Source organism: Mycolicibacterium iranicum, from assembly GCF_014190915.1.
GTDB classification, from domain to species: domain Bacteria; phylum Actinomycetota; class Actinomycetes; order Mycobacteriales; family Mycobacteriaceae; genus Mycobacterium; species Mycobacterium iranicum_B.
Map to the genome: position 1 here is coordinate 23,179 of NZ_JACHVU010000009.1, position 20,327 is coordinate 43,505.

Consider the following 20,327-nt stretch of genomic DNA (forward strand, 5'->3'; position numbering starts at 1 on the left):
GCCGGTCAGCCGCCTATGAGGTGTCCCACCAGATAGGTCGCGGCGACGGCGGCGGCCCCGAGGAACAACTGCCGCAACGCCGCCCACAGGACCGGCTGGCGGGTGAACCTGGCCGCCGCCCCGCCGGCCAGCAGCAGACCGACGGCCCCGCACGCCAGACCCGCGGCCAGCGACTCGAACGCGAGAAGGTAAGGGATCAACGGGATCACCGCGCCGGTGGCGAACATCAGGAACGACGAGATGGCGGCCACCCACGGCGACGGTTTCTCGCGCGGGTCGACGCCGAGTTCCTGGACGAGGTGGAAGTTCATCGCCTTGACCTCGTCGCGGTGGATCTCCTCGGTGGCCCTGGTGGCCGTCTCCGGCGTCATCCCCATGTCGGTGAGCATCGCCACCAGCTCGGCCCTCTCGGCCTGCGGATGTTTGCGGAACGAGCGCCGCTCGACCCGGACCTCGGACTCGATCTGCTCGTTGGCCGTCGTCACCGACGTGTACTCCCCCAGCGCCATCGAGAACGCGCCCGCGAGCAGACCGGCGATACCGCTGATGACGACGGTGTGGGCGCTGGCCGTGGCGGCCACACCGGCGATCAGCGCGGTGTTGCTCACCAGGCCGTCCATCGCCCCGAATGTCGCAGCGCGCAACCATCCTCCGGTCACGTCGGCATGCGTGTGGTCGGCGACGTGGGGCCTGCCGGTGGGCGAGAAGGGACCCTCGACTGGCTGCGTCATGATGCTGATTGAACACCCGGGCCGCGCGGCCCCGGAACTGAGGATGTCCTGGGTTTGCGACATCACAGTTTGCAAGACGTGTCCGAGGGCTACCGTGAGATATGACCACCACCGCCGAGCATCTGCGCAACTCGCTTGACGGCCGATTCCGGGACGTGAAGAACCGGATGCGCCGCGAGCTCAGCCACGAGATCTTCCGGCCGCACTACACGCCGAACACCGTCATCGCCCGCACGAAAGTGGGTGAGCAGATGAAGATCATGGCCGCCCGCGGTGCGGCCGAGGACGGATTCAAGAAGGAGCACGGCGGCAACGGCGATGTCGGCGCCGCCGTCACACAGATCGAGATGCTCGCCATGAGCGATCTGTCGCTCATGGTCAAGGCCGGTGTGCAGTGGGGCCTCTTCGGCGGTGCCATCGAGAACCTCGGCACCGAACGCCATCACGAGGCCTACGTCAAGAAGCTCATCGACCTGGAGCTGCCCGGCTGCTTCGCGATGACCGAGACCGGTCACGGTAGCGACGTGCAGTCCCTGGAGACCACCGCGACCTACGATCCGGCGACCGAGGAGTTCGTGATCGACTCCCCGACGCCGTCCTCACGCAAGGACTACATCGGCGGCGCGGCGCAAACCGCCCGTGTCGCAGCGGTTTTCGCGCAGCTCATCACCCCGGACGGCACCGTCCACGGCGTGCACTGCTTCGTCGTGCCGATCCGTGACGACGACGGCAACGACCTGCCCGGGGTCACGACCTCGGACTGTCACTACAAGGGCGGGCTGCCCGGGGTCGACAACGGGCGCATCCAGTTCGACCAGGTGCGCGTGCCGCGGCTGAACCTGCTCAACAAGTACGCCGACGTCGCCCCGGACGGCACCTACACGTCGCCGATCGAGAATCCGAACCGCCGCTTCTTCACCATGCTGGGCACCCTGATCCGCGGACGCGTCACCGTGGGCGGCAGCGCCGGCGCCGCGGCGCGGGTCGCGCTCGACATCGCCACGCGTTACGCCCTGGAACGCAGGCAGTTCTCCGACCCCGACGGCGGCGAGGTGCTGCTGATGGACTACCTCGTCCACCAGCGCCGGCTGTTCCCGCTGATCGCACGGTCCTACGCGCTGCAGTTCGCGCAGAACGAGCTCGTCGCCAAGTGCCACGAGCTGCAGACCGCCGACGACCCCGATCCCGAGGAGCAGCGGGAACTGGAATCGCGGGCCGCCGGGCTGAAGGCCGCCAACACCTGGCACGCCACCAGGGCGATCCAGGAGGCGCGCGAAGCATGCGGTGGCGCAGGCTATCTCGCGGAGAACCGGTTGATCGCGCTCAAGGCCGACACCGACGTGTTCACCACGTTCGAGGGCGACAACCACGTCCTGTTCCAGCTGGTGGCCAAGGAGCTCCTGACGGCCTACGCCGACGACATCAAGGGCATGAGCCCCGTCGAATGGGTCCGCTTCGCGGCCAGCTTCGCCGGTGAGCGCGTGATGAAACGTACTGCGGCGCAGACGATCATGCAGACGATCCTCGACACTCGCGAGGACAACGAGGAGGAGGGCAGCCTCTTCAACCGAGGCACCCAGGTGAAGATGCTGGAGGACCGCGAGGAGTACATGCTCGCCTCCGTCGCCCGCCGGCTGCAGAGCAAGTCCAAGGAGATGAGCGCGTTCGAGGCGTTCAACTCCGTGCAGGACCACGTGCTGCACGTGGCGCAGGCCCACATCGAGCGCGTCACCCTCGAGGCCTTCGTGGCCGGCATCGCCGCATGCGAGGACCGGCTCGCCCGCGAGATCCTCGGCATGGTGTGCGACCTGTACGCCCTGTCGGTGATCGAGGACGACAAGGCCTGGTTCGTCGAGCACCGGTTCCTGTCGACCGAACGCGCCAAGGCCGTCACCCGTGCCATCAACGACCGGTGCCGCCGGCTGCGGCCGTACGCCGAACTGCTCGTCGACGGCTTCGGCATCCCCGAGCAGCTGCGCTACGCCGAGATGCTGCACCCGGAGCACATTCCGGACGCCGACGAGCACATCCCGCAGAACGCGACGAGCGCGGGCGTGATCTGACGCCGGTCAGGAGTTCGGTATCGGGTCCAGCACGGTGAGCCGGCCCTCTTCGAGGGTCACCCGCGCGGTGCCGATCCCGGTCGGGCAGCAGGGCTGATCGGCGCCCTGGCGCCACTGGTACTGCACGACGGCGTCGTGCTCACCCTGCGCGGTGACCGTGATGTACGGCCGGGGCTCGATGGTCGGGGACCCCACCGCGGATGCGCCGTCGAAGAACAGCACCTGCTGCAGACTGTCGGGCTGGTCGCCGGAGGTGACGACGACCCACTGCAGGCGGCAGTCCGCGGCCCGGCCACGTGACGACTCGCGCCAGGGACCCGGGGGCAGCAGCGAGAACTCGGCCTCGACGTCCTGCGCGGCCGGTCCTGGGCCGCAGTCGGCGGCCGCAGCCGAGCTCGTCGGCGCCGGGGCGGGCGGGCTCCAGCCGCAGCCGGCCGTCGCCCCGACGAGGAGCAGGACCGCCGCCACGTGGCGAGGACGGGTGCGCGAGACTCGCATGCCCTCAGGATAGGGCGGCCGGTCCGCGGCTCAGCCGCAGCCGCCGCCGTCCCATACCGCGTCGACGCAGAAGCCCGGAGAGTGGACGTCAGGGGCGAAGGACGCGGTCTCCAGCGACGTCGCCGCCGGCGCGGGTTCGATCGTGGCGCCCTCTCCCCCGTCGTGGAACGAGCCACCCTTGGGGTAGGTGCCCGCCTGGGCGACGTCCACGCCGACGGCCCCCAGCAGGGCCGCGGCACCGACGAAACCGGCAATCAGCCTGAGTTTGAACGGCATTGCACTTCCTGTCCTCGGTCACGAGCTGGTTCGGCGATGAACACAGACGGGCGCGCGACGCGAAAACCCCTGACGTGAAAGGAGAATGAGGGCTGCGCGGCGTTCCACGAGCCTAACGAGGGGGCAGTCCGGAAGTACCGCCACGACAGCGGTCTCCCACGAAAACCACAGGACATCGTCACTGTGGTCGAGGTGGCTCCCCCGGCTGGACTCGAACCAGCAACCCTTCGGTTAACAGCCGAATGCTCTGCCAATTGAGCTACAGGGGATTGCCCTCCCGCGGTCTGCGCCGCGGGCCAGAGAGCACTCTAGCCTACGTCGGCTGGCCCGTGCCAATGCGTTGCCGGGTGGGTCGCCGGCGCCGGATTGAGGCAGGATGGAGCCAGACCTCGTCGATGACGTCATCGACCAATCGAGACCTCTGGAGGGCCCCTGTGATCGGCTATGTCGCCGCAGCTGCTGTCGGCTACGTGCTGGGTACGAAGGCCGGTAGGCGGCGCTTCGAGCAGATCTCGGGCACCTACCGCGCCGTCACCGCCAGCCCGGCGGCCAAAGCCGTGATCGAGGCGGGGCGACGCAAGATCGCCGAGACGGTGTCCCCCGACCCGGCGATGGTGAAGCTGACGCGCATCGACTCCGGCACCGAGGTTCTCGAGCCGGAGCAGATGGTGAAGAAGGACCGCTAGCCGATTCCGCGGCTGATGGTCGTGCCGGGCAGCAGCGGCGGGGTCTGGAAGTAGACACCACCCTCGCCCAGGCCGACCTGGGGCGTGCCGATGGTCGCGCCGCTGCCGTTGGAGTAGGACAGGCAGTTGCCGTCCTCCATGTTGCCGAACCAGGCCAGGCAGCGCGGAGCCGCGGTGGTCTCGGCAGCCGGGGTGGCCGTGGCCAGGGATGCGTAGAGCGGCAGGGCGACGGCGGCGGCCGCAATGGCCCCGGCGATCACCCGAGCCTTGTTCGTCTGGATCTTCACCAGCACTGGACGCTCACCTTCTCCCCGACGGATCACAGCAGCCATAACCATAACCCGCCTATCGCTGTCACGCAGTCAGGTCGTTACCGCTGGCCTGCTCCAGCAGGCTGCGCCGGTAGGCCTCCATCGCGACGAGGTCGCCGAACAGCGCGTGGTATTCGTCGCCCTGCTCCACCGGCGACATCCGTTGCAGCTTGGACTTGACCTCGGCGATCTGCCTGCCGATCCACACCTCCTGCAGGCGGGCCAAGACTCCGCCGATGTAGCGCGGCAGCCGCTCGTCGTCGGCGTTGATGGCCTCGACGCCGAGCTCGTTGACCAGGCTCGCCGCCTGTGCCGAGGCCGTCTGGTCACGCACGGCCTCGATCCACTGCGCCCCCGTCATGCCCGACGAGGTCCCGCCGGCCGCCTCGATCGAGGCCCGTACCGACGCATAGCCGGGATGGGTGAAGCTTTCGGCGGTGAGCGAGTCGAACACCGGCCCGGCCAGGGCGGGGAACTGCAGCGCCGACTTCAGCGCCTCGCGCTGCGGCCACAAGGTGGGGTCGGCGGGGTCGGGACGCGCGATCGCCGGTTCGGCGGGCGCCGCGGCGCCGCGCTGGGCCTGCCCACGGGTGGGCTCGGCTGCCGCGGCGCGCCGGCGGGTCTTGTCGGGCATCCCCCGCTTGGTCGCCTCCTCCCGGACCCGCGTCAGCACCTGGCCCTCGTCGCGCCACCCGGTCCACCCGGCGAGCCGGCGCGCGTACTCGTCGCGCAGTGCGTAGTCGCGGATCCGGGCGACCAGCGGCACACACTGCCGCAGCGCGTCGACCTGTGCCTGGGGATCGTTGTCGAGGACGTCGCCGCTGGGGATCAGGCTGCGCACCGCGAACTCGAACATCGGGATCCGGCGGGCGACCAGATCGCGCAGCGAGCCGTCTCCCGACTTGAGCCGCAAGTCGCAGGGATCCATGCCGTCCGCGGCGATGGCGACGAACGACTTGCCCGCGACCTGCTGGTCGCCGTCGAACGCCTTCAGCGCCGCGGCCTGGCCTGCCGCGTCACCGTCGAAGACGAAGATCAGCTCGCCGCGGTACCAGTTGTCGTCCATCATCAGCCGGCGCAGCAGCGCCAGGTGGGAGTCGCCGAACGCGGTGCCGCACGACGCCACCGCCGTCGTCTCCCCGGCCAGATGCATCGCCATCACGTCGGTGTAGCCCTCTACGACGACGGCACGGTGGGCCTTGGCGATGTCCCGCTTGGCCATGTCGAGGCCGAACAGCACCGACGATTTCTTGTAGAGCACGGTCTCGGGGGTGTTGACGTACTTGGCTTCCATTGGGTCGTCGTCGAAGATCCGGCGGGCGCCGAAGCCGATGACCTCGCCGCCGCTGGCCCGGATGGGCCACAACAGCCGACGGTGGAACCGGTCCATCGGGCCGCGACGGCCTTCCCGGGACAGACCAGCAGCCTCCAGCTCCTTGAACTCGAAACCCTTGCGCAGCAGGTGCTTTGTCAGCGTGTCCCACCCCGACGGGGCGAAGCCGCAGCCGAACTTGGCGGCCGCCGTGCCGTCGAAGTTGCGTTCGATGAGGTACTGGCGGGCGGGGGCCGCCTCGTCGCCCTGCAGCTGCTCGGCGTAGAACTCCTGGGCCGCGGAGTTGGCGGCGAGCAGCCTGCTGCGGCTGCCCCGGTCGCGCTGGACGTTGGTGGTCGACGCACCTGTGTAGGTGACGGTGTAGCCGACGCGATCGGCGAGCAGTTCGACGGCCTCGACGAAGCTGACGTGCTCGATCTTCTGCAGGAAGGCGTAGACGTCGCCGCCCTCCCCGCACCCGAAGCAATGGAAGTGGCCGTGGTTCGGCCGGACGTGGAACGACGGCGACTTCTCGTCGTGGAACGGGCACAGCCCCTTGAGGGAGTCCGCACCGGCGCGGCGCAGTTGGACGTAGTCGCCGACGACGTCGTCGATGCTGACCCGTTCGCGGATGGCGGCGATGTCCCGGTCCGGGATCCTGCCCCGTCCTCGAGTCACATCCGCTGCCACCCGGTCAGTCTAGAGGCCGGGGGGAGCGCGCCTCGTGCACTCGTTCCAGTCTGCTCTCGGTGTAGGAGGCGATCTGGTCGATCACGACCCGCAGCCGCTCGCCGTCGTCGGACGCCTGCGCGAACTCGGCCGCGAACTGGGGATCGAGGCTGCCCGGCGCCTGTCCCCACAGGGTCAGTGCGACCTCCTGGATCCGGTGGCGCTGGTCGGTCTGGATCTGCAGGTGTCGGTGGTCGGACATGATGAACTCCAGAGCGAGCGTCTTGAGCAGCACCACCTCGGCACGGACCAGGCTCGGCACCCTGAGGTCGGCCGCGAACCGGCTCAGCGGTCCGGGCCCGGCGACGTCGCGGGTGGCGCTGAGCGCGGCGTTGGCGAACCGCCCGACCAGCTCGCTGGTCAACGTCTTGAGTGCCACCGACGCGGCCAAGGTGCCGTCGAACTTCCCGACCGCGGCCACCACGGGCACCTGGGACAGCCGCTCGGCGGCCTCCACCAGATCGTCGGGCGTCAGCGACGGGAACGACCGGGCCCCGACCCGGGCGAGGGAGGCCGCGGCGTCGGCGTCGGCCAGCACCCGCAGATCGATGCGGCCCGAGATCACCCCGTCCTCGACGTCGTGGACCGAATAGGCCACGTCGTCGGCCCAGTCCATCACCTGCGCCTCCAGGCACGGCCGCCCCTCGGGAGCACCGTCGCGCACCCACTGGGCCGCAGAAACGTCGTCGCCGTAGAACCCGAACTTGCGCCGCCCCTCGGCCCGCGGCCACGGATACTTCGCCACCGCGTCCAGCGATGCCCGGGTCAGGTTCAGCCCCGCGCTGCGGCCGTGCTCGTCGAGCACCTTGGGTTCGAGGCGGGTCAGGATGCGGAAGTTCTGTGCGTTGCCCTCGAAACCGCCGAAGGCCTTGATGATCTCGTCGAGCGCGCGTTCCCCGTTGTGGCCGTAGGGCGGATGCCCGATGTCGTGCGCCAGACCCGCCAGATCGACGAGGTCCGGATCGCAACCCAGGCCGATCGCCATCCCGCGCCCGATCTGGGCCACCTCCAGCGAATGCGTCAGCCGGGTCCGCGGCGTCTCGCCGTCCCGCGGACCCACCACCTGCGTCTTGTCGGCAAGCCGACGCAGCGCGGCGCAATGCAGGACGCGCGCCCTGTCCCGGGCGAAGTCGGAACGGTGCTCGGAGTCGGTCCCGGGCAACGAGGCAGCCTTCGGCGATTCGACCACCGCACGCTCGCGGTCGAACTCGCTGTAGGGATCACGTTGCGTGAGATCGATGGACACCGACGCACAGTCTGCCAGGGCTGATGGCCTGGTCACCGCAGCCATGCTGGTGCGCCGCACTAGATTGGCGGTCATGCGCGTCGCCCGCCTCCTCAGCATGCTGCTCGCCGTCCTGACCGTCGGACTGCTCGTCGCGCCGGGAGCCTCCGCCGAGCCGCCCCTGCGGCTGCCCACCTACCTCACCGACAACGCCGGCGCCCTCGACGCGGCGGGCCGGAGCGAGGTGCAGGGGGCGATCGACCGGCTGTACAGCGAGAAGCGCATCAGGCTGTGGGTGGTCTTCGTCGAGAGCTTCTCCGGCCAGAGCGCCCAGACCTGGGCGCAGACCACGATCCAGCGCAGCGACCTCGGCGACCGGGACGCGATTCTCGCGGTGGCGACGGTGGACCGTGCCTATGCGCTGCTGGCCCGCACCGAGGCGCTCGACGGCGTGGACATCGACAAGGTCCGCCACGACCAGGTCGAGCCGCTCCTGCGCGACGGCAACTGGGCCGGGGCCGCCGTCGCGGCCGCGGACGGCCTGTCGAGCTCCGGCAGCTCGGTGAGCTGGCTGGGGCTGATCGCGATCCTCGGGTTCATCGCGCTGGCGCTGGCCATCCTGGTGCTCTGGCAGCGCCGCCGCAGGCGCAAGCGCCGGGAGGCCGCGTTCGCCGCCGCGCAGCGCGTCGACCCGTCGGACCCCAACGCACTCGCCTCAGTCCCGCTCGACGCGCTCGACGACCTGTCGCGCAAGATCGTCGTCGACGTCGACAACGAAGTGCGCACCAGCGAAAGCGAACTCGCGATCGCCGTCGAGGAGTTCGGCGAGAGGGACACCGCGGCCTTCACGCGTGCGGTCGCGGCCGCCAAGGCCACGCTGGCCCAGGCGCTCAACGTCCGGCACATCCTCGACGACGCGGTGCCCGAGACGCCGCAGCAGCGCCGCGACCTGCTCACCCGCGTGATCGTGTCGGCCGCCAACGCCGACAAGGAGCTCGAGGCACAGCGGGAGGCGTTCGCGTCGCTGCGCGATCTGGTGATCAACGCCCCCAGCCGGCTGGACACGCTGACCCAGCAGATGATCGACCTGACCACCCGGATCACGCCGGCCGAACAGACGCTCCAGCAGCTCAAGGCGCAGTTCGCCGAGACGGCGCTGGTGTCGGTCGCGGACAACATCGAGGAGGCACGGCAGCGGCTGACCTTCGCCGAACAGAGCATCAGCACGGCCCGCACCCTGGTGTCGCGGCCCGCCGACCGGCAGGGTGGGCTGGTCGACGCCATACACTCCGCCGAGGCCGCGCTCGGACAGGCCCGCACACTGCTCGACGCCGTCGACAGCGCGTCCACCGACATCAACCGCGCGGTCACCAGCCTGTCCGCGGTGATCGCCGACACCCAGAACGGCATCAACCTGGCCGGAGCCCAGCTGGCCCAGGGCAACGTCGCGGTCGCAACCGAGCTCAGCGACGCCAGAGATGCTGCGGTGCAGGCGGTCTCGCACGCCCAGAGCGCGGGCAGCACCGATCCGCTGGGTGCGTTCACCCGCCTGACCCACGCCGACGCCGAGCTGGACCTGCTGCTCGCCGACGTCGCGCAGGAGCGCGAGACCGCCGCGCGGCTGTCGCGCACCTTCGACCAGGCGCTGTTCAATGCGCAGTCCCGGGTGCGTGCGGTCTCGGACTACATCGACACCCGCCGCGGTGCGATCGGCCCCGAGGCGCGGACCCGGCTGGCCGAGGCGGTCCGTCAGCTGCAGGCCGCCCAGGACAAGCGCGCGACGAATCTGACCGAGGCCATCGCCCACGCCAACGGCGCGGCGACCCTGGCCGCGCAGGCGCAGTCGCTGGCCAACTCCGATGTCGCTGCGGCACAACAACATTTCAACGGGCCGTACGGGGGTGGCGGCGGAGGCGGCCAGATGGGCGCGGTCATCGGCGGCATCCTGATCGGCAACGTGCTCTCGGGGGTGCTGCGCGGCGGCTTCGGCGGCGGCGGCTTCGGTGGCGGTTTCGGCGGCGGCGGTGGCGGTTTCGGTGGCGGCGGAGGCGGCGGCTGGAGCGGAGGCGGCGGCCGCTTCTAAGAGAGCGCGCCCCCTCCTTGCGCGCGAGCGTGCGTGTCTGCGGGCGACTCGCCGCGCAAATCCCAAACTTCACGCACGCTCGCCGCGGCCCGTCCATCCCCAACCCGGACTTCGTCCACAGACGCCCGCGATGACGCAGGCCGGTCTCACGACTGACATCGACGATCGTCTGCATGACCGATCTCGAGGCGCTCGACGCACTGTTCCTCGCACAGGGCGGCGTCCTCACCACCGCGCAGTTGCTGACCTTCCACACCCGCAGCCGGCTGGACATCGAGATCCGCGACGGCAGGCTGCTCAAGGTGTGGCCCGGCGTGTACAGCCGCGACATTCCCGACATCCCGCTGCGGCTGCGCGGTCTGGACCTGCGGGCAGGCGAAACCGTGGCGATCTGCCTGGGAACTGCAGCCGCGGCGTACGGCTTCGACACCGAAGACACCCGCGACATCCATGCCCTCAATCCCGTGCGTCACCAACTGCGCAATTCCGACGGCCTGATCGTGCATCGGCGCGAGGGCGCACCTCTGGGTGTCGCCGACGGGCGGCCGGCCACCGCGGCCGCGTGGACGGCCATCGAGGTCGCGCGTTCGTTGCGCCGGCCGCGGGCGCTGGCGACATTGGACGCCGCGTTGCGCAGCGGGACCTGCGACCGTCGCGAGTTGATGCTCGCAGCGGACAGACAATCCGGCCGGCGGGGCATCGTCGCGGTGCGGGGCCTCGTGCCGCTGGCCGACGCGCTGGCCGAGTCGCCGATGGAGAGCGAAGCACGCCTGGCGATGCTCGACCGGGGCCTACCGCCGCCGCTGCTGCAGCACACCATCGTCGACAGGAATTGGCGCACATGGCGCCTCGACTTCGCCTGGCCTCAGTGGCGGATCGCCGTGGAGTACGACGGCTTCGACTGGCACAGCAGCCGGGAGCATTTCGCCAAGGACCGCCTCAAGCGTGCCGCACTCTTCGAGGTCGACTGGTCGCTGATCTCGATCGTGGCCGATGACGTCCGACAACACCCCGACGACATGGTGCGGCGCATCGAGCGGGAGATGGAACGGCGGCGGAGTGCGGCGTGAGCGTGCGTGAAGTTCGGTTTTTCCGCGGCGTGTCGGCCGCAGACACGCACGCTCGCGCCAAGGGGGCAAGGGGCCAAGGGGGTAAGGGGCCAGGCGCCGGGGGGTTAGGCGCCCTTGAGGCGGACCGCGAGGTAGTCGCTCACCGCGTCGAGGGCCACGCGCTCCTGGGTCATCGCGTCGCGTTCGCGGATCGTGACGGCCTGGTCGTCGAGGGAGTCGAAATCCACCGTGATGCAGTACGGCGTGCCGATCTCGTCCTGCCGGCGGTAGCGGCGTCCGATCGCACCGGCGTCGTCGAATTCGACGTTCCAGGACCGGCGCAGCTCGGCAGCCAGGTCACGTGCCTTGGGCGACAGGTCCGCGTGGCGGGACAGCGGCAACACTGCGGCCTTGACCGGCGCCAGCCGGGGATCGAGCCGCAGCACCGTGCGCTTGTCGACGCCGCCCTTGGCGTTGGGGGCCTCGTCCTCGTGGTAGGCGTCGACGAGGAACGCCATCAGCGACCGTGTGAGGCCGGCTGCGGGTTCGATCACGTACGGCACGTAGCGGGTGTCGCTGGCCTGGTCGTAGAACGACAGGTCGACACCGGAATGCTTTGAGTGCGTAGCCAAGTCGAAGTTGGTGCGGTTGGCGATGCCTTCGAGCTCACCCCAGGCGCTGCCCGCGAAGCCGAACTTGTACTCGATGTCGACCGTGCGGTCGGAGTAGTGCGACAGCTTTTCCTTCGGGTGCTCGTAGAGCCGCAGGTTGTCGCGGTCGATGCCGAGGTCGACGTACCACTGCAGCCGGGTGTCGATCCAGTACTGGTGCCACTCGGGGGCCGAGTCGGGCTCGACGAAAAACTCCATCTCCATCTGTTCGAACTCGCGCGTGCGGAAGATGAAGTTGCCCGGGGTGATCTCGTTGCGGAAGCTCTTGCCGATCTGGCCGATACCGAACGGCGGCTTCTTGCGCGCGGTCGTCACGACGTTGGCGAAGTTGACGAAGATGCCCTGCGCGGTCTCGGGCCGAAGGTAGTGCAGGCCCTCCTCGGTCTCGATCGGACCGAGGTAGGTCTTGAGCATCATGTTGAAGTCGCGCGGCTCGGTCCACTGGCCCTTGGTGCCGCAGTCCGGGCACACGATCTCGGTCATCGCCACCGAATCGGGGTCGACGGTGACGCCGCCCTTTTTCGACTGCTTCTCCGCGTAGGCCTCCTGCATGTGGTCCTGCCGGTGCCGCTTGTGGCAGTTCAGGCACTCCACCAGCGGGTCGTTGAAGACCTCGACGTGGCCGGAGGCCACCCACACCTGGCGCGGCAGGATGATGGCGCTGTCCAGACCCACGACGTCGTCGCGGCCGGTGACGACCGAGCGCCACCACTGGCGCTTGATGTTCTCCTTGAACTCGACGCCGAGGGGGCCGTAGTCCCAGGCGGATTTCGTCCCGCCGTAGATCTCGCCGGACTGGAACACCAGCCCGCGCCGCTTGGCGAGGTTCGCAACGGTGTCGATGATCGAGGTAGACGCCACGGGTTGACAGCGTAGCGAGGCCCGCCGCGCAGTCCGCGTCACATCCCCGGTTGACATGCACAAGGACGCATGTATCGTGACAACTAATGAAAACCGTTTCCAGTATGGCGGGGGCGTCGGACGTCCACGACCACGGCGGCACTCCTGCGGCCGACATGCCGCCGCGCGCCGTCCTCGACACCGCGGGCGACCTGCTGCGCGCGCTGGCCGCTCCGGTGCGCATCGCCATCGTCCTGCAGCTGCGTGAGCAGGCGCGCTGCGTGCACGAGCTCGTCGACGCCCTCGACGTCCCGCAGCCTCTGGTCAGCCAGCATCTGCGCATCCTGAAGTCGGCCGGTGTCGTCGAAGGGTCCCGGTCGGGCCGGGAAGTGATGTACCGCCTGGTCGATCATCACCTGGCCGACATCGTGGTCGCCGCCGTCACACATTCCGCCGAAGACGGGGATCCGGCGTGACGGGCGCGGTGCGGGCGACGCGTCAGCGCGCGGCGATCTCGGCGCTGCTGGAGAACATCGACGACTTCCGCTCGGCACAGGAACTCCACGACGAACTGCGCCGCCGCGGGGAGGGCATCGGCCTGACGACGGTGTACCGGACCCTGCAGCAGATGGCCGCGGGCGGGTTGGTCGACACCCTGCGCACCGACACCGGCGAGTCGGTGTACCGACGCTGTTCGGAACACCACCACCACCATCTCGTCTGCCGGGCCTGCGGATCGACGGTCGAGATCCAGGGCGGTCAGGTCGAGTCGTGGGCCGCCGAGGTCGCCCGCGACCACGGATTCACCGACGTCAGCCACACGATCGAGATCTTCGGCATCTGCAGCAAGTGCGTCTCCGCCTGACCGCTGGACCTCAGTGCCGTCGGCGCAGCCCGGCGATGGCCAGGATCACCCCGGCGAGGGCGATGACAGGGCCGAGCACCGACCATGTGGTGGTGCTGCTCATCGGGCTGCCCTGAACCGCGCCGAAACCCTGAAGCGCGAAGAGCAGACCGAAGAGCGCGATCACCACGCCGCCGATGACCATTGCGATGCGCATGGGGTCAGCCAATCATGGAGCGGCGGATGTCGGTACCGGTGGCCAGCACCATCAGCACCAGGGTGCGCAACGCGTCGTCAGTCAGACCGGCGGCCGGGAAGTTGTAACGAAGCAGGACGTCGCCGGTCTTCTTCGCGCTGCCCGACCCTTTCGGCGCAGCACCGATCTTCTCCACCAGCGACACGGTGCCGAGCAGCGTGTCGTGGGCGTGCTTGGCGACCGTGGCGCGAATCTTGCTGTCCAGCGGCAGATCCCACGCCAGCACCTGCGTCAGCGACACCAGCTCGAGATCCTCGGCGATCGCCACCACCCGCAGCGAGGCGAACGTGTCGTCGTGCTGCACGGTCAGCGCGCCGTCGTCCTCCCGCGTGACGGGCAGGATCTCCTCGAGGACCACCCCGAGACGTTCCGACAGTTCCATGCGCGGGCCTACGCGCGGCCGAAGCGCCGGTTGCGCTGGACGTATTCCTCGCAAGCCGCCCACAGGTCGCGACGGTCGTAGTCCGGCCACAGCTTGTCCTGGAACACGTACTCGGCGTAGGCGGCCTGCCACAGCAGGAAGTTGCTGGCCCGCTGCTCCCCCGAAGTCCGGATGAACAGGTCCACGTCGGGGATGTCGGCCCGGTGCAGGTGCTTGGCGAACGCCGCCTCGGTGATACGGCCGGGCTTGATCTTGCCGTCGACCGCCTGCTGGGCGAGTTCGCGTGTGGCCTCGATGATCTCGGTGCGGCCGCCGTAGTTCACGCAGTAGTTGATCGTGATGACGTCGTTGTCGACGGTCATCTGCTCGGCGATGTCGAACTCCTTGATGACGCTGCTCCACATCCGCGGCCGGGAGCCGACCCAGCGCATCCGCACGCCCATGTCGTTGAGGTTCTCGCGGCGCCGCCGCACGACCTCGCGATTGAAGCCCATCAGGAAGCGGACCTCCTCGGTGCTGCGCTTCCAGTTCTCCGTCGAGAACGCGTACACCGTCAGATGCTTGATCCCGAGCTCGATGGCCCCGCAGGTGATGTCGATCAGCACCGCCTCGCCCATCTTGTGGCCCTCTGTGCGGCCGAGGCCGCGCTGCGTGGCCCAGCGGCCGTTGCCGTCCATCACCACGGCGACGTGGTGGGGTACCTGGTCGGCGGGGATCTGGGGGGCGGCCTCTTTGGAAGTGTGCTGGGGCGGGCGGGCGAATTTTCCGTTGGTGCCGGCCGGGATCTCGGGGAAGACGACGGGCCAGGTCGACTTGTCCGGGAAAGTGGGATAGTCCTCAGGCGCCGGAGGCAGCTGTGGGTAGCTGTTCTTCCGCTTGGATGCCATGCGCAACATCCTGCCTGATGTCCCTGGCAACCTCTGCTCCACCCGGCCGCTCGACGAGCGGCAGGGTCCGCAGCTGGCGTTCCAGATGCCATTGCAGATGGGCGGCCACCAACCCGCTGGCCTGGCTGCGATGCGAGGAGGTGGAGATCTCGGCGTGCTCCCAGTCGCCCTCGTACAGAGCGGCCATCAGATCCAGCACACCCTGGGGCGGCGTCACCGACCCCGACGGCCTGCAGTGCACGCACACGCTGCCGCCCGCGGCGACGTGGAAGGCGCGGTGGGGCCCCACGGCGGCGCACCGGGCGCAGGCGGTCAGCGCGGGCGCCCAGCCCGCCACCCCCATCGCGCGCAGCAGGTAGGCGTCCAGGAGGAGTTCGCGGGGACGGGTGCCGTCGGCCACCGCACGCAGCGCGGCGACGGTCAGCTTGTGCAGGGCGGGCGCCGGGGCCCGCTCTTCGCCGGCGATCCGCTCCGCGGTCTCCAGCATCGCGCACGCGCAGGTGTAGCGGCCGTAGTCGCTGACGATGTCCGAGGCGAACGCGTCGATGGCCTGCACCTGGGTGACGATGTCGAGGTTGCGGCCCGGATGCAGCTGAACGTCGATGTGCGCGAACGGTTCCAACCGTGCGCCGAACTTACTGCGGGTACGCCGCACGCCCTTGGCCACCGCCCGGACCAGGCCGTGATCGCGGGTCAGCAGACTCACGATCCGGTCGGCTTCGCCGAGCTTGTGCTGCCGCAGCACCACCGCCCGGTCCCGGTACAGACGCATCGGACCAGTCTCCCACTGCCGGGGGACGTTTCCGATCCGCAGCGCCGATACTCTCGTAAGTGATGGTCGACTCTCCCCGCTCCCGCCCCCGCCGGCTCCCCACGGTCGGCAACCAGTTGTTCCAGCTCGCCAGCGGTACCGCGACCTCCGTCGACCTGGTGCGCCGCTCCCTGCAGGCCATCGAGGCCAGTCAGCCCACTCTCAACGCGTTCCGGGTGGTGCTGACCGAGCAGGCCCTGGCCGACGCCGCCGAGGCCGACCGTGTGCGCGCGGCCGGCGGCGACACCTCGAAGCGGCCCCTGCTCGGAATTCCGATCGCGGTCAAGGACGACGTGGACGTCGCCGGGGTGCCCACGCGCTTCGGCGCCACCGGCGAGGTCCGCGACGCCGAGGCCGACTCCGAGGTGGTGCGACGGCTGCGCGCCGCCGGGGCCGTCATCGTCGGCAAGACCAATACGTGCGAGCTGGGCCAGTGGCCGTTCACCAGCGGACCCGCGTTCGGCCACACCCGCAACCCCTGGTCCCGGGAGCACACCCCCGGCGGTTCGTCGGGCGGCAGCGCGGCCGCGGTCGCGGCCGGCCTGGTGGCCGCCGCCATCGGCTCCGACGGCGCGGGCAGCGTCCGCATCCCGGCGGCCTGGACTCACCTGGTCGGGATCAAGCCGCAACGCGGCCGCATCTCGACCTCGCCGCTGCCCGAGGCCTTCAACGGCATCACCGTCAACGGCGTGCTGGCCCGCACCGTCTCCGATGCGGCGCTGGTGCTCGACGCCGCGTCGGGGAACGCCCCGGGCGATCTGCACACGCCGCCGCCCGTGCAGGTCTCGGACTACGTGTCGCGCGCCCCGGGGCCGCTGCGGATCGCGATGTCGACGAAGTTCCCGTTCACGGGGTTCCGCGCCACGCTGCACCCGGAGATCCGGTCCGCGCTGGAGGACGTCGCCGCGCAGCTCACCGAGCTCGGGCACAGCATCGTCAAGGCCGACCCGGACTACAACCTGCGCATGTCGTGGAACTTCCTGGCGCGGTCCACATCGGGGATCCCGGCGTGGATGGACCGGCTCGGCCGCGGAGTGACCTGGGACAAGCGCACGCAGTCCAACGCCCGGATGGGATGGTTGCTGTCGCAGAACACGCTGCGCAAGGCGCGCGCCCAGGAGGCCCGGACGCAGCAGCGGATGGGGTGGATCTTCAACCTGGCCGACGTGGTGCTCGCCCCGACGACCGCACTGCCCCCACCGAAGGTCGACGCCTTCGACCGGTTGGGCGGCCTCGCCACCGACCGCATGATGATCCGGGCCTGCCCCGTGACCTGGCCGTGGAACCTGCTGGGCTGGCCGTCGATCAACGTGCCCGCCGGGTTCACCTCCGACGGTCTCCCGATCGGCGTGCAGCTGATGGGCCCGGCCGACAGCGAGCCACTGCTCGTCTCCCTGGCCGCCGCCCTGGAAGCCATGAACGGCTGGGCGATCCGGCAGCCCGACCCGTGGTGGGCGCCGCAGCCGCCGACCGTGCCCGACCCGAAGCCGGGCTTCACGCCGGATCTGTCCGCACCGGAGTCGATGACCAACCAGGTCGCGTAGTCAGCCCCGACCGGGCGCCGGCCGGCGGGCCTAGAAGCCCAGGCGCCCGAGCTGTTTGGGATCGCGCTGCCAGTTCTTGGCGATCTTGACCCGCAGATCCAGGAACACCTTGGTGCCCAGCAGCTTCTCGATCTGAAGGCGCGCCGTGGTACCGACCTCGCGCAGGCGGGCCCCGCCTTTGCCGATCACGATGCCCTTCTGCGAGTCCCGTTCGACGTACAGGATGGCGTGCACATCGATGAGCGGGTCGTCGTCGGGCCGGCCCGGCCGTTCCTCGACCTCGTCGATGACGACGGCCAGCGAGTGCGGCAGCTCGTCGCGGACGCCCTCGAGCGCGGCCTCGCGGATCAGCTCGGCCATGAGCACCTCTTCGGGCTCGTCGGTCAGTTCGCCGTCGGGGTAGAACGCGGGTCCGGGCGGAAGTTGTTGCACGAGAACGTCGATCAGCACGTCGAGCTGGGTGCCCGAGGTCGCCGAGACGGGAACGATCTCGGCCTCGGGTCCGAAGAGTTCGCTGACCGCGATGAGCTGTTCGCCCACCCGGTCCTTGGACACCTTGTCGATCTTCGTGACGATCGCGATCAGTGTCGTGCGCGGTGCGACCGCGCGGATCTGTTCGTAGATCCAGCGGTCCCCCGGCCCGATCTTCTCGTCGGCCGGGATGCACATGCCGATGACGTCGACCTCGGAATAGGTGTCCTTGACCAGCTCGTTGAGCCGCTGCCCGAGAAGGGTGCGCGGACGGTGCAGCCCCGGGGTGTCGACCAGCACGATCTGGAAGTCGTCACGGTGCACGATGCCGCGGATGGTGTGGCGGGTGGTCTGCGGCCGGTTCGACGTGATCGCCACCTTGGTGCCGACGAGCGCGTTGGTCAGCGTGGACTTGCCGGTGTTCGGCCTGCCCACGAAACAGACGAAGCCGGAACGGAACTCGGCGTCCGTCACAGCGTCTCTCTCGGCGTGCCGGCCCGGTCGGTCACGATGACCGCGGCGCCGGCCGACAGTTCCCGCACCGCCGCGACGCCGGCGTCCTCGGCCGTCCCGCCCACGAGGACGGCCGCTTCGAGCCCCGCGGCGCCGCTGGAGACCGCCGCGGCGACGGCGGCCTGCAGAGCGGTGAGAGGCAGCGCGTCGAGCGCGACGGGCGCCCCGGCGTAGGTGCGGCCGTCCAGGTCGCGCACCGCGGCACCGCTGCCGGCCTCGGCCCGGCCCATCGCGCCGCGGGCCAGCACGACCAGCTTCGCGTCCTCGTCACTCAGGGCGTCCAGCTCGCTCATTCGGGTCCTTCCCCGTCGGTGTGCACCGGCTCCACCGGGCTGACCAGCACGGTGCCGATCCTGACCCGGCCCCGCGGGTCGGGCCCGCCCTCGGCGCGGAGCCGCAGTCCGTCCCATTCGACCTCGGCGCCGGGCAGCGGCACGCGGCCGAGCTCCAGCGCGACGAGCCCGCCGACGGTGTCGACGTCGAGGTCCTCGTCGAACTGGCGGTCGTAGAGCTCGCCGAGATCTTCGATCGGCAGCCGGGCCGACACCCGGTACTGCTGGTCGCCCAGCTCTTCGACCGGCGCGACCTCGTCGGTGTCGTATTCGTCGGCGATCTCCCCGACGATCTCTTCGAGCACGTCCTCGATCGTCACGAGGCCGGCGATGGCGCCGTACTCGTCGACGAGCAGCACCATGTGCACGCGGTCGCGCTGCATCTCACGCAGCAGCGCGTCGAGCGGTTTGGAGTCGGGCACGAACGCGGCGTCGCGCATCACCTCGGTGACCGCGGTGTCGCGGCCACCGTTGTTGGAGTAGTACGTCCGCTGCACCAGGTCCTTGAGGTAGACCACGCCGATGATGTCGTCGACGTTCTCGCCGATCACCGGGATCCGGGAGTGCCCGCTGCGCACCGCGAGCGAGGTGGCCTGGCCCGCGGTCTTCTCGCTCTCGATCCACACCATCTCGGTGCGGGGCACCATGACCTCACGGGCCGGGGTGTCACCGAGCTCGAACACCGACTGGATCATCCGGCGTTCGTCGTCGGCGACCACACCCCGCTGCTGAGCCAGGTCGACGACCTCGCGCAGTTCGATCTCCGAGGCGAACGGCCCGTTGCGGAAGCCGCGGCCGGGCGTGAGCGCGTTGCCGATCAACACCAGCAGGCGGCTGATCGGCGTCAGGACCACCGAGATCGCCTGCAGCGGAAGGGCGGTCACCAGCGCGATCTGGTAGGCGTTCTGCCTGCCCAGCGTGCGGGGCCCGACACCGACCACCACGAAGCTGACCACCGTCATCACGCCCGCGGCCGCCATCAGACCCCGGCTGACACCCAGGTAGTCGTCGAGATATGCGGCCATCAGGACGGTGGCGCTGACCTCGCACGCCATGCGCAGCAGCACGATCAGGTTGATGTAGCGGGGCCGGTCGACCATGACCTGGATCAGGCGCACCGCGCCCGGCCGCTCGTCGCGCACGAGTTCCTCGACGCGTGCGATGGACACGGTGCTCAATGCGGCGTCGGTCGCGGCGAACAGACCGCCGAACGCGACGAGCACGATGGCGCCGATCAGCTGCCCGAGATTGGTCACGGCGCGTCGAAATCTCGTGACCGGTCGAGCAACCGGCGGTCCTTCTCGACCTGCCGGTCCAGGTGGTAAGCCTCGACCTGGTCGGCCACCCACTCCTCGAGCAGCTGGCGTTGCAGCGCGAACATCTCTTTTTCCTCGTCCGGTTCGGCGTGGTCGTAGCCGAGCAGGTGCAGCACGCCGTGCACCGTGAGCAGTGCCAGCTCCTGGCCGAGGGTGTGGCCCGCGTCGGCGGCCTGGGTGGCGGCGAACTCCGGGCACAGCACGATGTCGCCGAGCATCGACGGGCCGGGCTCGGGGGCGTCGGGACGCCCGCCGGGCTCCAGCTCGTCCATCGGGAAGCTCATGACGTCGGTCGGGCCGGGCAGATCCATCCAACGCATGTGCAGGTCGGCCATCGCGGCCGTGTCGAGCAGCACCATCGACAGTTCGGCGGCGGGGTTGACGTCCATCTTCTGGATGACGAACCGCGCGACGCTGACGAGTTCCTGCTCGGACACGTCGATGCCCGACTCGTTGGACACCTCGATGCTCATCGTTCTCCGGCGTTCATGTGTCTC

General features: G+C 69.7%; 22 protein-coding genes and 1 tRNA gene. 7 read left to right on the forward strand and 16 right to left on the reverse strand.

Annotated elements, in window-relative coordinates:
* Window positions 1–5 precede the first annotated feature (5 nt).
* The gene (locus FHR72_RS18665; RefSeq protein WP_183470859.1) at window positions 6–731 is read right to left on the reverse strand and encodes a VIT1/CCC1 transporter family protein; all 726 of its coding nucleotides are present in this window, start codon (window positions 729–731) and stop codon (window positions 6–8) included.
* Between the two features lie 101 nt (window positions 732–832).
* Between FHR72_RS18665 and FHR72_RS18670 the strand changes: the two genes are divergently transcribed.
* On the forward strand, window positions 833–2,794 hold the full coding sequence (locus FHR72_RS18670; protein WP_183470861.1) for an acyl-CoA dehydrogenase family protein: 1,962 nt from the start codon (window positions 833–835) through the stop codon (window positions 2,792–2,794).
* A 6-nt stretch (window positions 2,795–2,800) separates the two neighbouring features.
* On the opposite strand, the gene FHR72_RS18675 is transcribed toward FHR72_RS18670, so the two are convergent.
* The 3 genes from FHR72_RS18675 to FHR72_RS18685 form a co-directional block, all read right to left on the reverse strand.
* On the reverse strand, window positions 2,801–3,292 hold the full coding sequence (locus tag FHR72_RS18675; protein WP_183470863.1) for an LppP/LprE family lipoprotein: 492 nt from the start codon (window positions 3,290–3,292) through the stop codon (window positions 2,801–2,803).
* 30 nt (window positions 3,293–3,322) lie between these two features.
* Window positions 3,323–3,568, reverse strand: coding sequence for a hypothetical protein (locus FHR72_RS18680; RefSeq protein ID WP_183470865.1), 246 nt, complete (start codon window positions 3,566–3,568; stop codon window positions 3,323–3,325).
* 193 nt (window positions 3,569–3,761) lie between these two features.
* A tRNA-Asn gene (locus FHR72_RS18685) sits at window positions 3,762–3,837 on the reverse strand.
* Window positions 3,838–3,963: 126 nt separating this feature from the next.
* Between FHR72_RS18685 and FHR72_RS18690 the strand changes: the two genes are divergently transcribed.
* Complete coding sequence (locus FHR72_RS18690; RefSeq protein WP_183470867.1) at window positions 3,964–4,254, forward strand: hypothetical protein; 291 nt, start codon at window positions 3,964–3,966, stop codon at window positions 4,252–4,254.
* Here the strand turns inward: FHR72_RS18690 and FHR72_RS18695 are convergent.
* From FHR72_RS18695 to FHR72_RS18705, 3 genes are read right to left on the reverse strand one after another with little or no spacing between them, the layout of a single operon-like run.
* Window positions 4,251–4,586, reverse strand: coding sequence for a DUF7155 family protein (locus tag FHR72_RS18695; RefSeq protein ID WP_183470869.1), 336 nt, complete (start codon window positions 4,584–4,586; stop codon window positions 4,251–4,253). The two genes, FHR72_RS18690 and FHR72_RS18695, sit on opposite strands and share 4 nt — an antisense overlap.
* A 22-nt stretch (window positions 4,587–4,608) precedes the next feature.
* On the reverse strand, window positions 4,609–6,567 hold the full coding sequence (gene dnaG, locus FHR72_RS18700; protein ID WP_183470871.1) for a DNA primase: 1,959 nt from the start codon (window positions 6,565–6,567) through the stop codon (window positions 4,609–4,611).
* A 4-nt stretch (window positions 6,568–6,571) separates the two neighbouring features.
* Window positions 6,572–7,846 carry a deoxyguanosinetriphosphate triphosphohydrolase gene (locus tag FHR72_RS18705; RefSeq protein WP_183471129.1) on the reverse strand — a complete coding sequence of 425 codons (1,275 nt, stop codon included), beginning with the start codon at window positions 7,844–7,846 and terminating at the stop codon, window positions 6,572–6,574.
* Window positions 7,847–7,925: 79 nt separating this feature from the next.
* Here FHR72_RS18705 and FHR72_RS18710 point away from each other — a divergent pair, with 79 nt between their 5' ends.
* A complete protein-coding gene (locus FHR72_RS18710) occupies window positions 7,926–9,914 on the forward strand; it encodes a TPM domain-containing protein (RefSeq protein WP_183470873.1) in 1,989 nt (662 codons plus the stop codon).
* Window positions 9,915–10,087: 173 nt separating this feature from the next.
* The gene (locus FHR72_RS18715) at window positions 10,088–10,984 is read left to right on the forward strand and encodes a type IV toxin-antitoxin system AbiEi family antitoxin (RefSeq protein WP_183470875.1); all 897 of its coding nucleotides are present in this window, start codon (window positions 10,088–10,090) and stop codon (window positions 10,982–10,984) included.
* A gap of 104 nt (window positions 10,985–11,088) precedes the next feature.
* Here the strand turns inward: FHR72_RS18715 and FHR72_RS18720 are convergent, their stop codons facing one another.
* On the reverse strand, window positions 11,089–12,495 hold the full coding sequence (locus FHR72_RS18720) for a glycine--tRNA ligase (RefSeq protein WP_183470876.1): 1,407 nt from the start codon (window positions 12,493–12,495) through the stop codon (window positions 11,089–11,091).
* Window positions 12,496–12,581: 86 nt separating this feature from the next.
* Here FHR72_RS18720 and FHR72_RS18725 point away from each other — a divergent pair, with 86 nt between their 5' ends.
* Together FHR72_RS18725 and FHR72_RS18730 are read left to right on the forward strand one after the other, a co-directional pair.
* Window positions 12,582–12,950, forward strand: a complete 369-nt coding sequence (locus FHR72_RS18725) for an ArsR/SmtB family transcription factor (protein ID WP_183470878.1) — start codon at window positions 12,582–12,584, stop codon at window positions 12,948–12,950.
* Window positions 12,947–13,339 (forward strand): Fur family transcriptional regulator, encoded by a 393-nt coding sequence (locus FHR72_RS18730; protein WP_183470880.1) that lies wholly within the window; start codon window positions 12,947–12,949, stop codon window positions 13,337–13,339. The genes FHR72_RS18725 and FHR72_RS18730 overlap by 4 nt, the downstream gene beginning before the upstream one ends.
* A gap of 10 nt (window positions 13,340–13,349) precedes the next feature.
* On the opposite strand, the gene FHR72_RS18735 is transcribed toward FHR72_RS18730, so the two are convergent.
* From FHR72_RS18735 to recO, 4 genes are read right to left on the reverse strand one after another with little or no spacing between them, the layout of a single operon-like run.
* Entirely contained in the window at window positions 13,350–13,535 is a 186-nt protein-coding gene (locus FHR72_RS18735) for a hypothetical protein (protein WP_183470882.1), read from the reverse strand.
* A 4-nt stretch (window positions 13,536–13,539) separates the two neighbouring features.
* Entirely contained in the window at window positions 13,540–13,956 is a 417-nt protein-coding gene (locus FHR72_RS18740; protein WP_183470884.1) for a hypothetical protein, read from the reverse strand.
* 8 nt (window positions 13,957–13,964) lie between these two features.
* Window positions 13,965–14,843 (reverse strand): decaprenyl diphosphate synthase, encoded by an 879-nt coding sequence (locus FHR72_RS18745; RefSeq protein ID WP_183470886.1) that lies wholly within the window; start codon window positions 14,841–14,843, stop codon window positions 13,965–13,967.
* The gene (gene recO, locus FHR72_RS18750; RefSeq protein WP_183470888.1) at window positions 14,794–15,615 is read right to left on the reverse strand and encodes a DNA repair protein RecO; all 822 of its coding nucleotides are present in this window, start codon (window positions 15,613–15,615) and stop codon (window positions 14,794–14,796) included. The genes FHR72_RS18745 and recO overlap by 50 nt, the downstream gene beginning before the upstream one ends.
* Window positions 15,616–15,677: 62 nt before the next feature.
* On the opposite strand from recO, the gene FHR72_RS18755 reads away from it, so the two are divergent.
* Complete coding sequence (locus FHR72_RS18755) at window positions 15,678–17,198, forward strand: amidase (RefSeq protein WP_183470890.1); 1,521 nt, start codon at window positions 15,678–15,680, stop codon at window positions 17,196–17,198.
* A 30-nt stretch (window positions 17,199–17,228) separates the two neighbouring features.
* Here the strand turns inward: FHR72_RS18755 and era are convergent, their stop codons facing one another.
* Genes era through ybeY form a run of 4 tightly spaced genes read right to left on the reverse strand, consistent with a single transcriptional unit; the run spans window position 17,229 to window position 20,303 of the window.
* The gene (era, locus tag FHR72_RS18760; protein ID WP_183470892.1) at window positions 17,229–18,143 is read right to left on the reverse strand and encodes a GTPase Era; all 915 of its coding nucleotides are present in this window, start codon (window positions 18,141–18,143) and stop codon (window positions 17,229–17,231) included.
* On the reverse strand, window positions 18,140–18,475 hold the full coding sequence (locus FHR72_RS18765) for a cytidine deaminase-like protein (protein WP_183470894.1): 336 nt from the start codon (window positions 18,473–18,475) through the stop codon (window positions 18,140–18,142). The genes era and FHR72_RS18765 overlap by 4 nt, the downstream gene beginning before the upstream one ends.
* On the reverse strand, window positions 18,472–19,770 hold the full coding sequence (locus tag FHR72_RS18770; protein ID WP_183470896.1) for a hemolysin family protein: 1,299 nt from the start codon (window positions 19,768–19,770) through the stop codon (window positions 18,472–18,474). Before FHR72_RS18770 ends, FHR72_RS18765 begins: the two co-directional genes overlap by 4 nt.
* Window positions 19,767–20,303 (reverse strand): rRNA maturation RNase YbeY, encoded by a 537-nt coding sequence (gene ybeY / locus FHR72_RS18775; protein ID WP_183470898.1) that lies wholly within the window; start codon window positions 20,301–20,303, stop codon window positions 19,767–19,769. Before ybeY ends, FHR72_RS18770 begins: the two co-directional genes overlap by 4 nt.
* Between the last annotated feature and the right edge of the window lie 24 nt (window positions 20,304–20,327).

Bases quoted from the DNA above. Each gene is read 5' to 3' on its own strand.
- FHR72_RS18665 (WP_183470859.1), bottom strand. From the start codon at position 731: ATGACGCAGCCAGTCGAGGGTCCCTTCTCGCCCACCGGCAGGCCCCAC.
- FHR72_RS18670 (WP_183470861.1), top strand. From the start codon at position 833: ATGACCACCACCGCCGAGCATCTGCGCAACTCGCTTGACGGCCGATTC.
- FHR72_RS18675 (WP_183470863.1), bottom strand. From the start codon at position 3,292: ATGCGAGTCTCGCGCACCCGTCCTCGCCACGTGGCGGCGGTCCTGCTC.
- FHR72_RS18680 (WP_183470865.1), bottom strand. From the start codon at position 3,568: ATGCCGTTCAAACTCAGGCTGATTGCCGGTTTCGTCGGTGCCGCGGCC.
- FHR72_RS18690 (WP_183470867.1), top strand. From the start codon at position 3,964: ATGACGTCATCGACCAATCGAGACCTCTGGAGGGCCCCTGTGATCGGC.
- FHR72_RS18695 (WP_183470869.1), bottom strand. From the start codon at position 4,586: ATGGCTGCTGTGATCCGTCGGGGAGAAGGTGAGCGTCCAGTGCTGGTG.
- FHR72_RS18710 (WP_183470873.1), top strand. From the start codon at position 7,926: ATGCGCGTCGCCCGCCTCCTCAGCATGCTGCTCGCCGTCCTGACCGTC.
- FHR72_RS18715 (WP_183470875.1), top strand. From the start codon at position 10,088: ATGACCGATCTCGAGGCGCTCGACGCACTGTTCCTCGCACAGGGCGGC.
- FHR72_RS18725 (WP_183470878.1), top strand. From the start codon at position 12,582: ATGAAAACCGTTTCCAGTATGGCGGGGGCGTCGGACGTCCACGACCAC.
- FHR72_RS18735 (WP_183470882.1), bottom strand. From the start codon at position 13,535: ATGCGCATCGCAATGGTCATCGGCGGCGTGGTGATCGCGCTCTTCGGT.
- FHR72_RS18740 (WP_183470884.1), bottom strand. From the start codon at position 13,956: ATGGAACTGTCGGAACGTCTCGGGGTGGTCCTCGAGGAGATCCTGCCC.
- FHR72_RS18745 (WP_183470886.1), bottom strand. From the start codon at position 14,843: ATGGCATCCAAGCGGAAGAACAGCTACCCACAGCTGCCTCCGGCGCCT.
- recO (WP_183470888.1), bottom strand. From the start codon at position 15,615: ATGCGTCTGTACCGGGACCGGGCGGTGGTGCTGCGGCAGCACAAGCTC.
- FHR72_RS18755 (WP_183470890.1), top strand. From the start codon at position 15,678: ATGGTCGACTCTCCCCGCTCCCGCCCCCGCCGGCTCCCCACGGTCGGC.
- FHR72_RS18765 (WP_183470894.1), bottom strand. From the start codon at position 18,475: ATGAGCGAGCTGGACGCCCTGAGTGACGAGGACGCGAAGCTGGTCGTG.
- ybeY (WP_183470898.1), bottom strand. From the start codon at position 20,303: ATGAGCATCGAGGTGTCCAACGAGTCGGGCATCGACGTGTCCGAGCAG.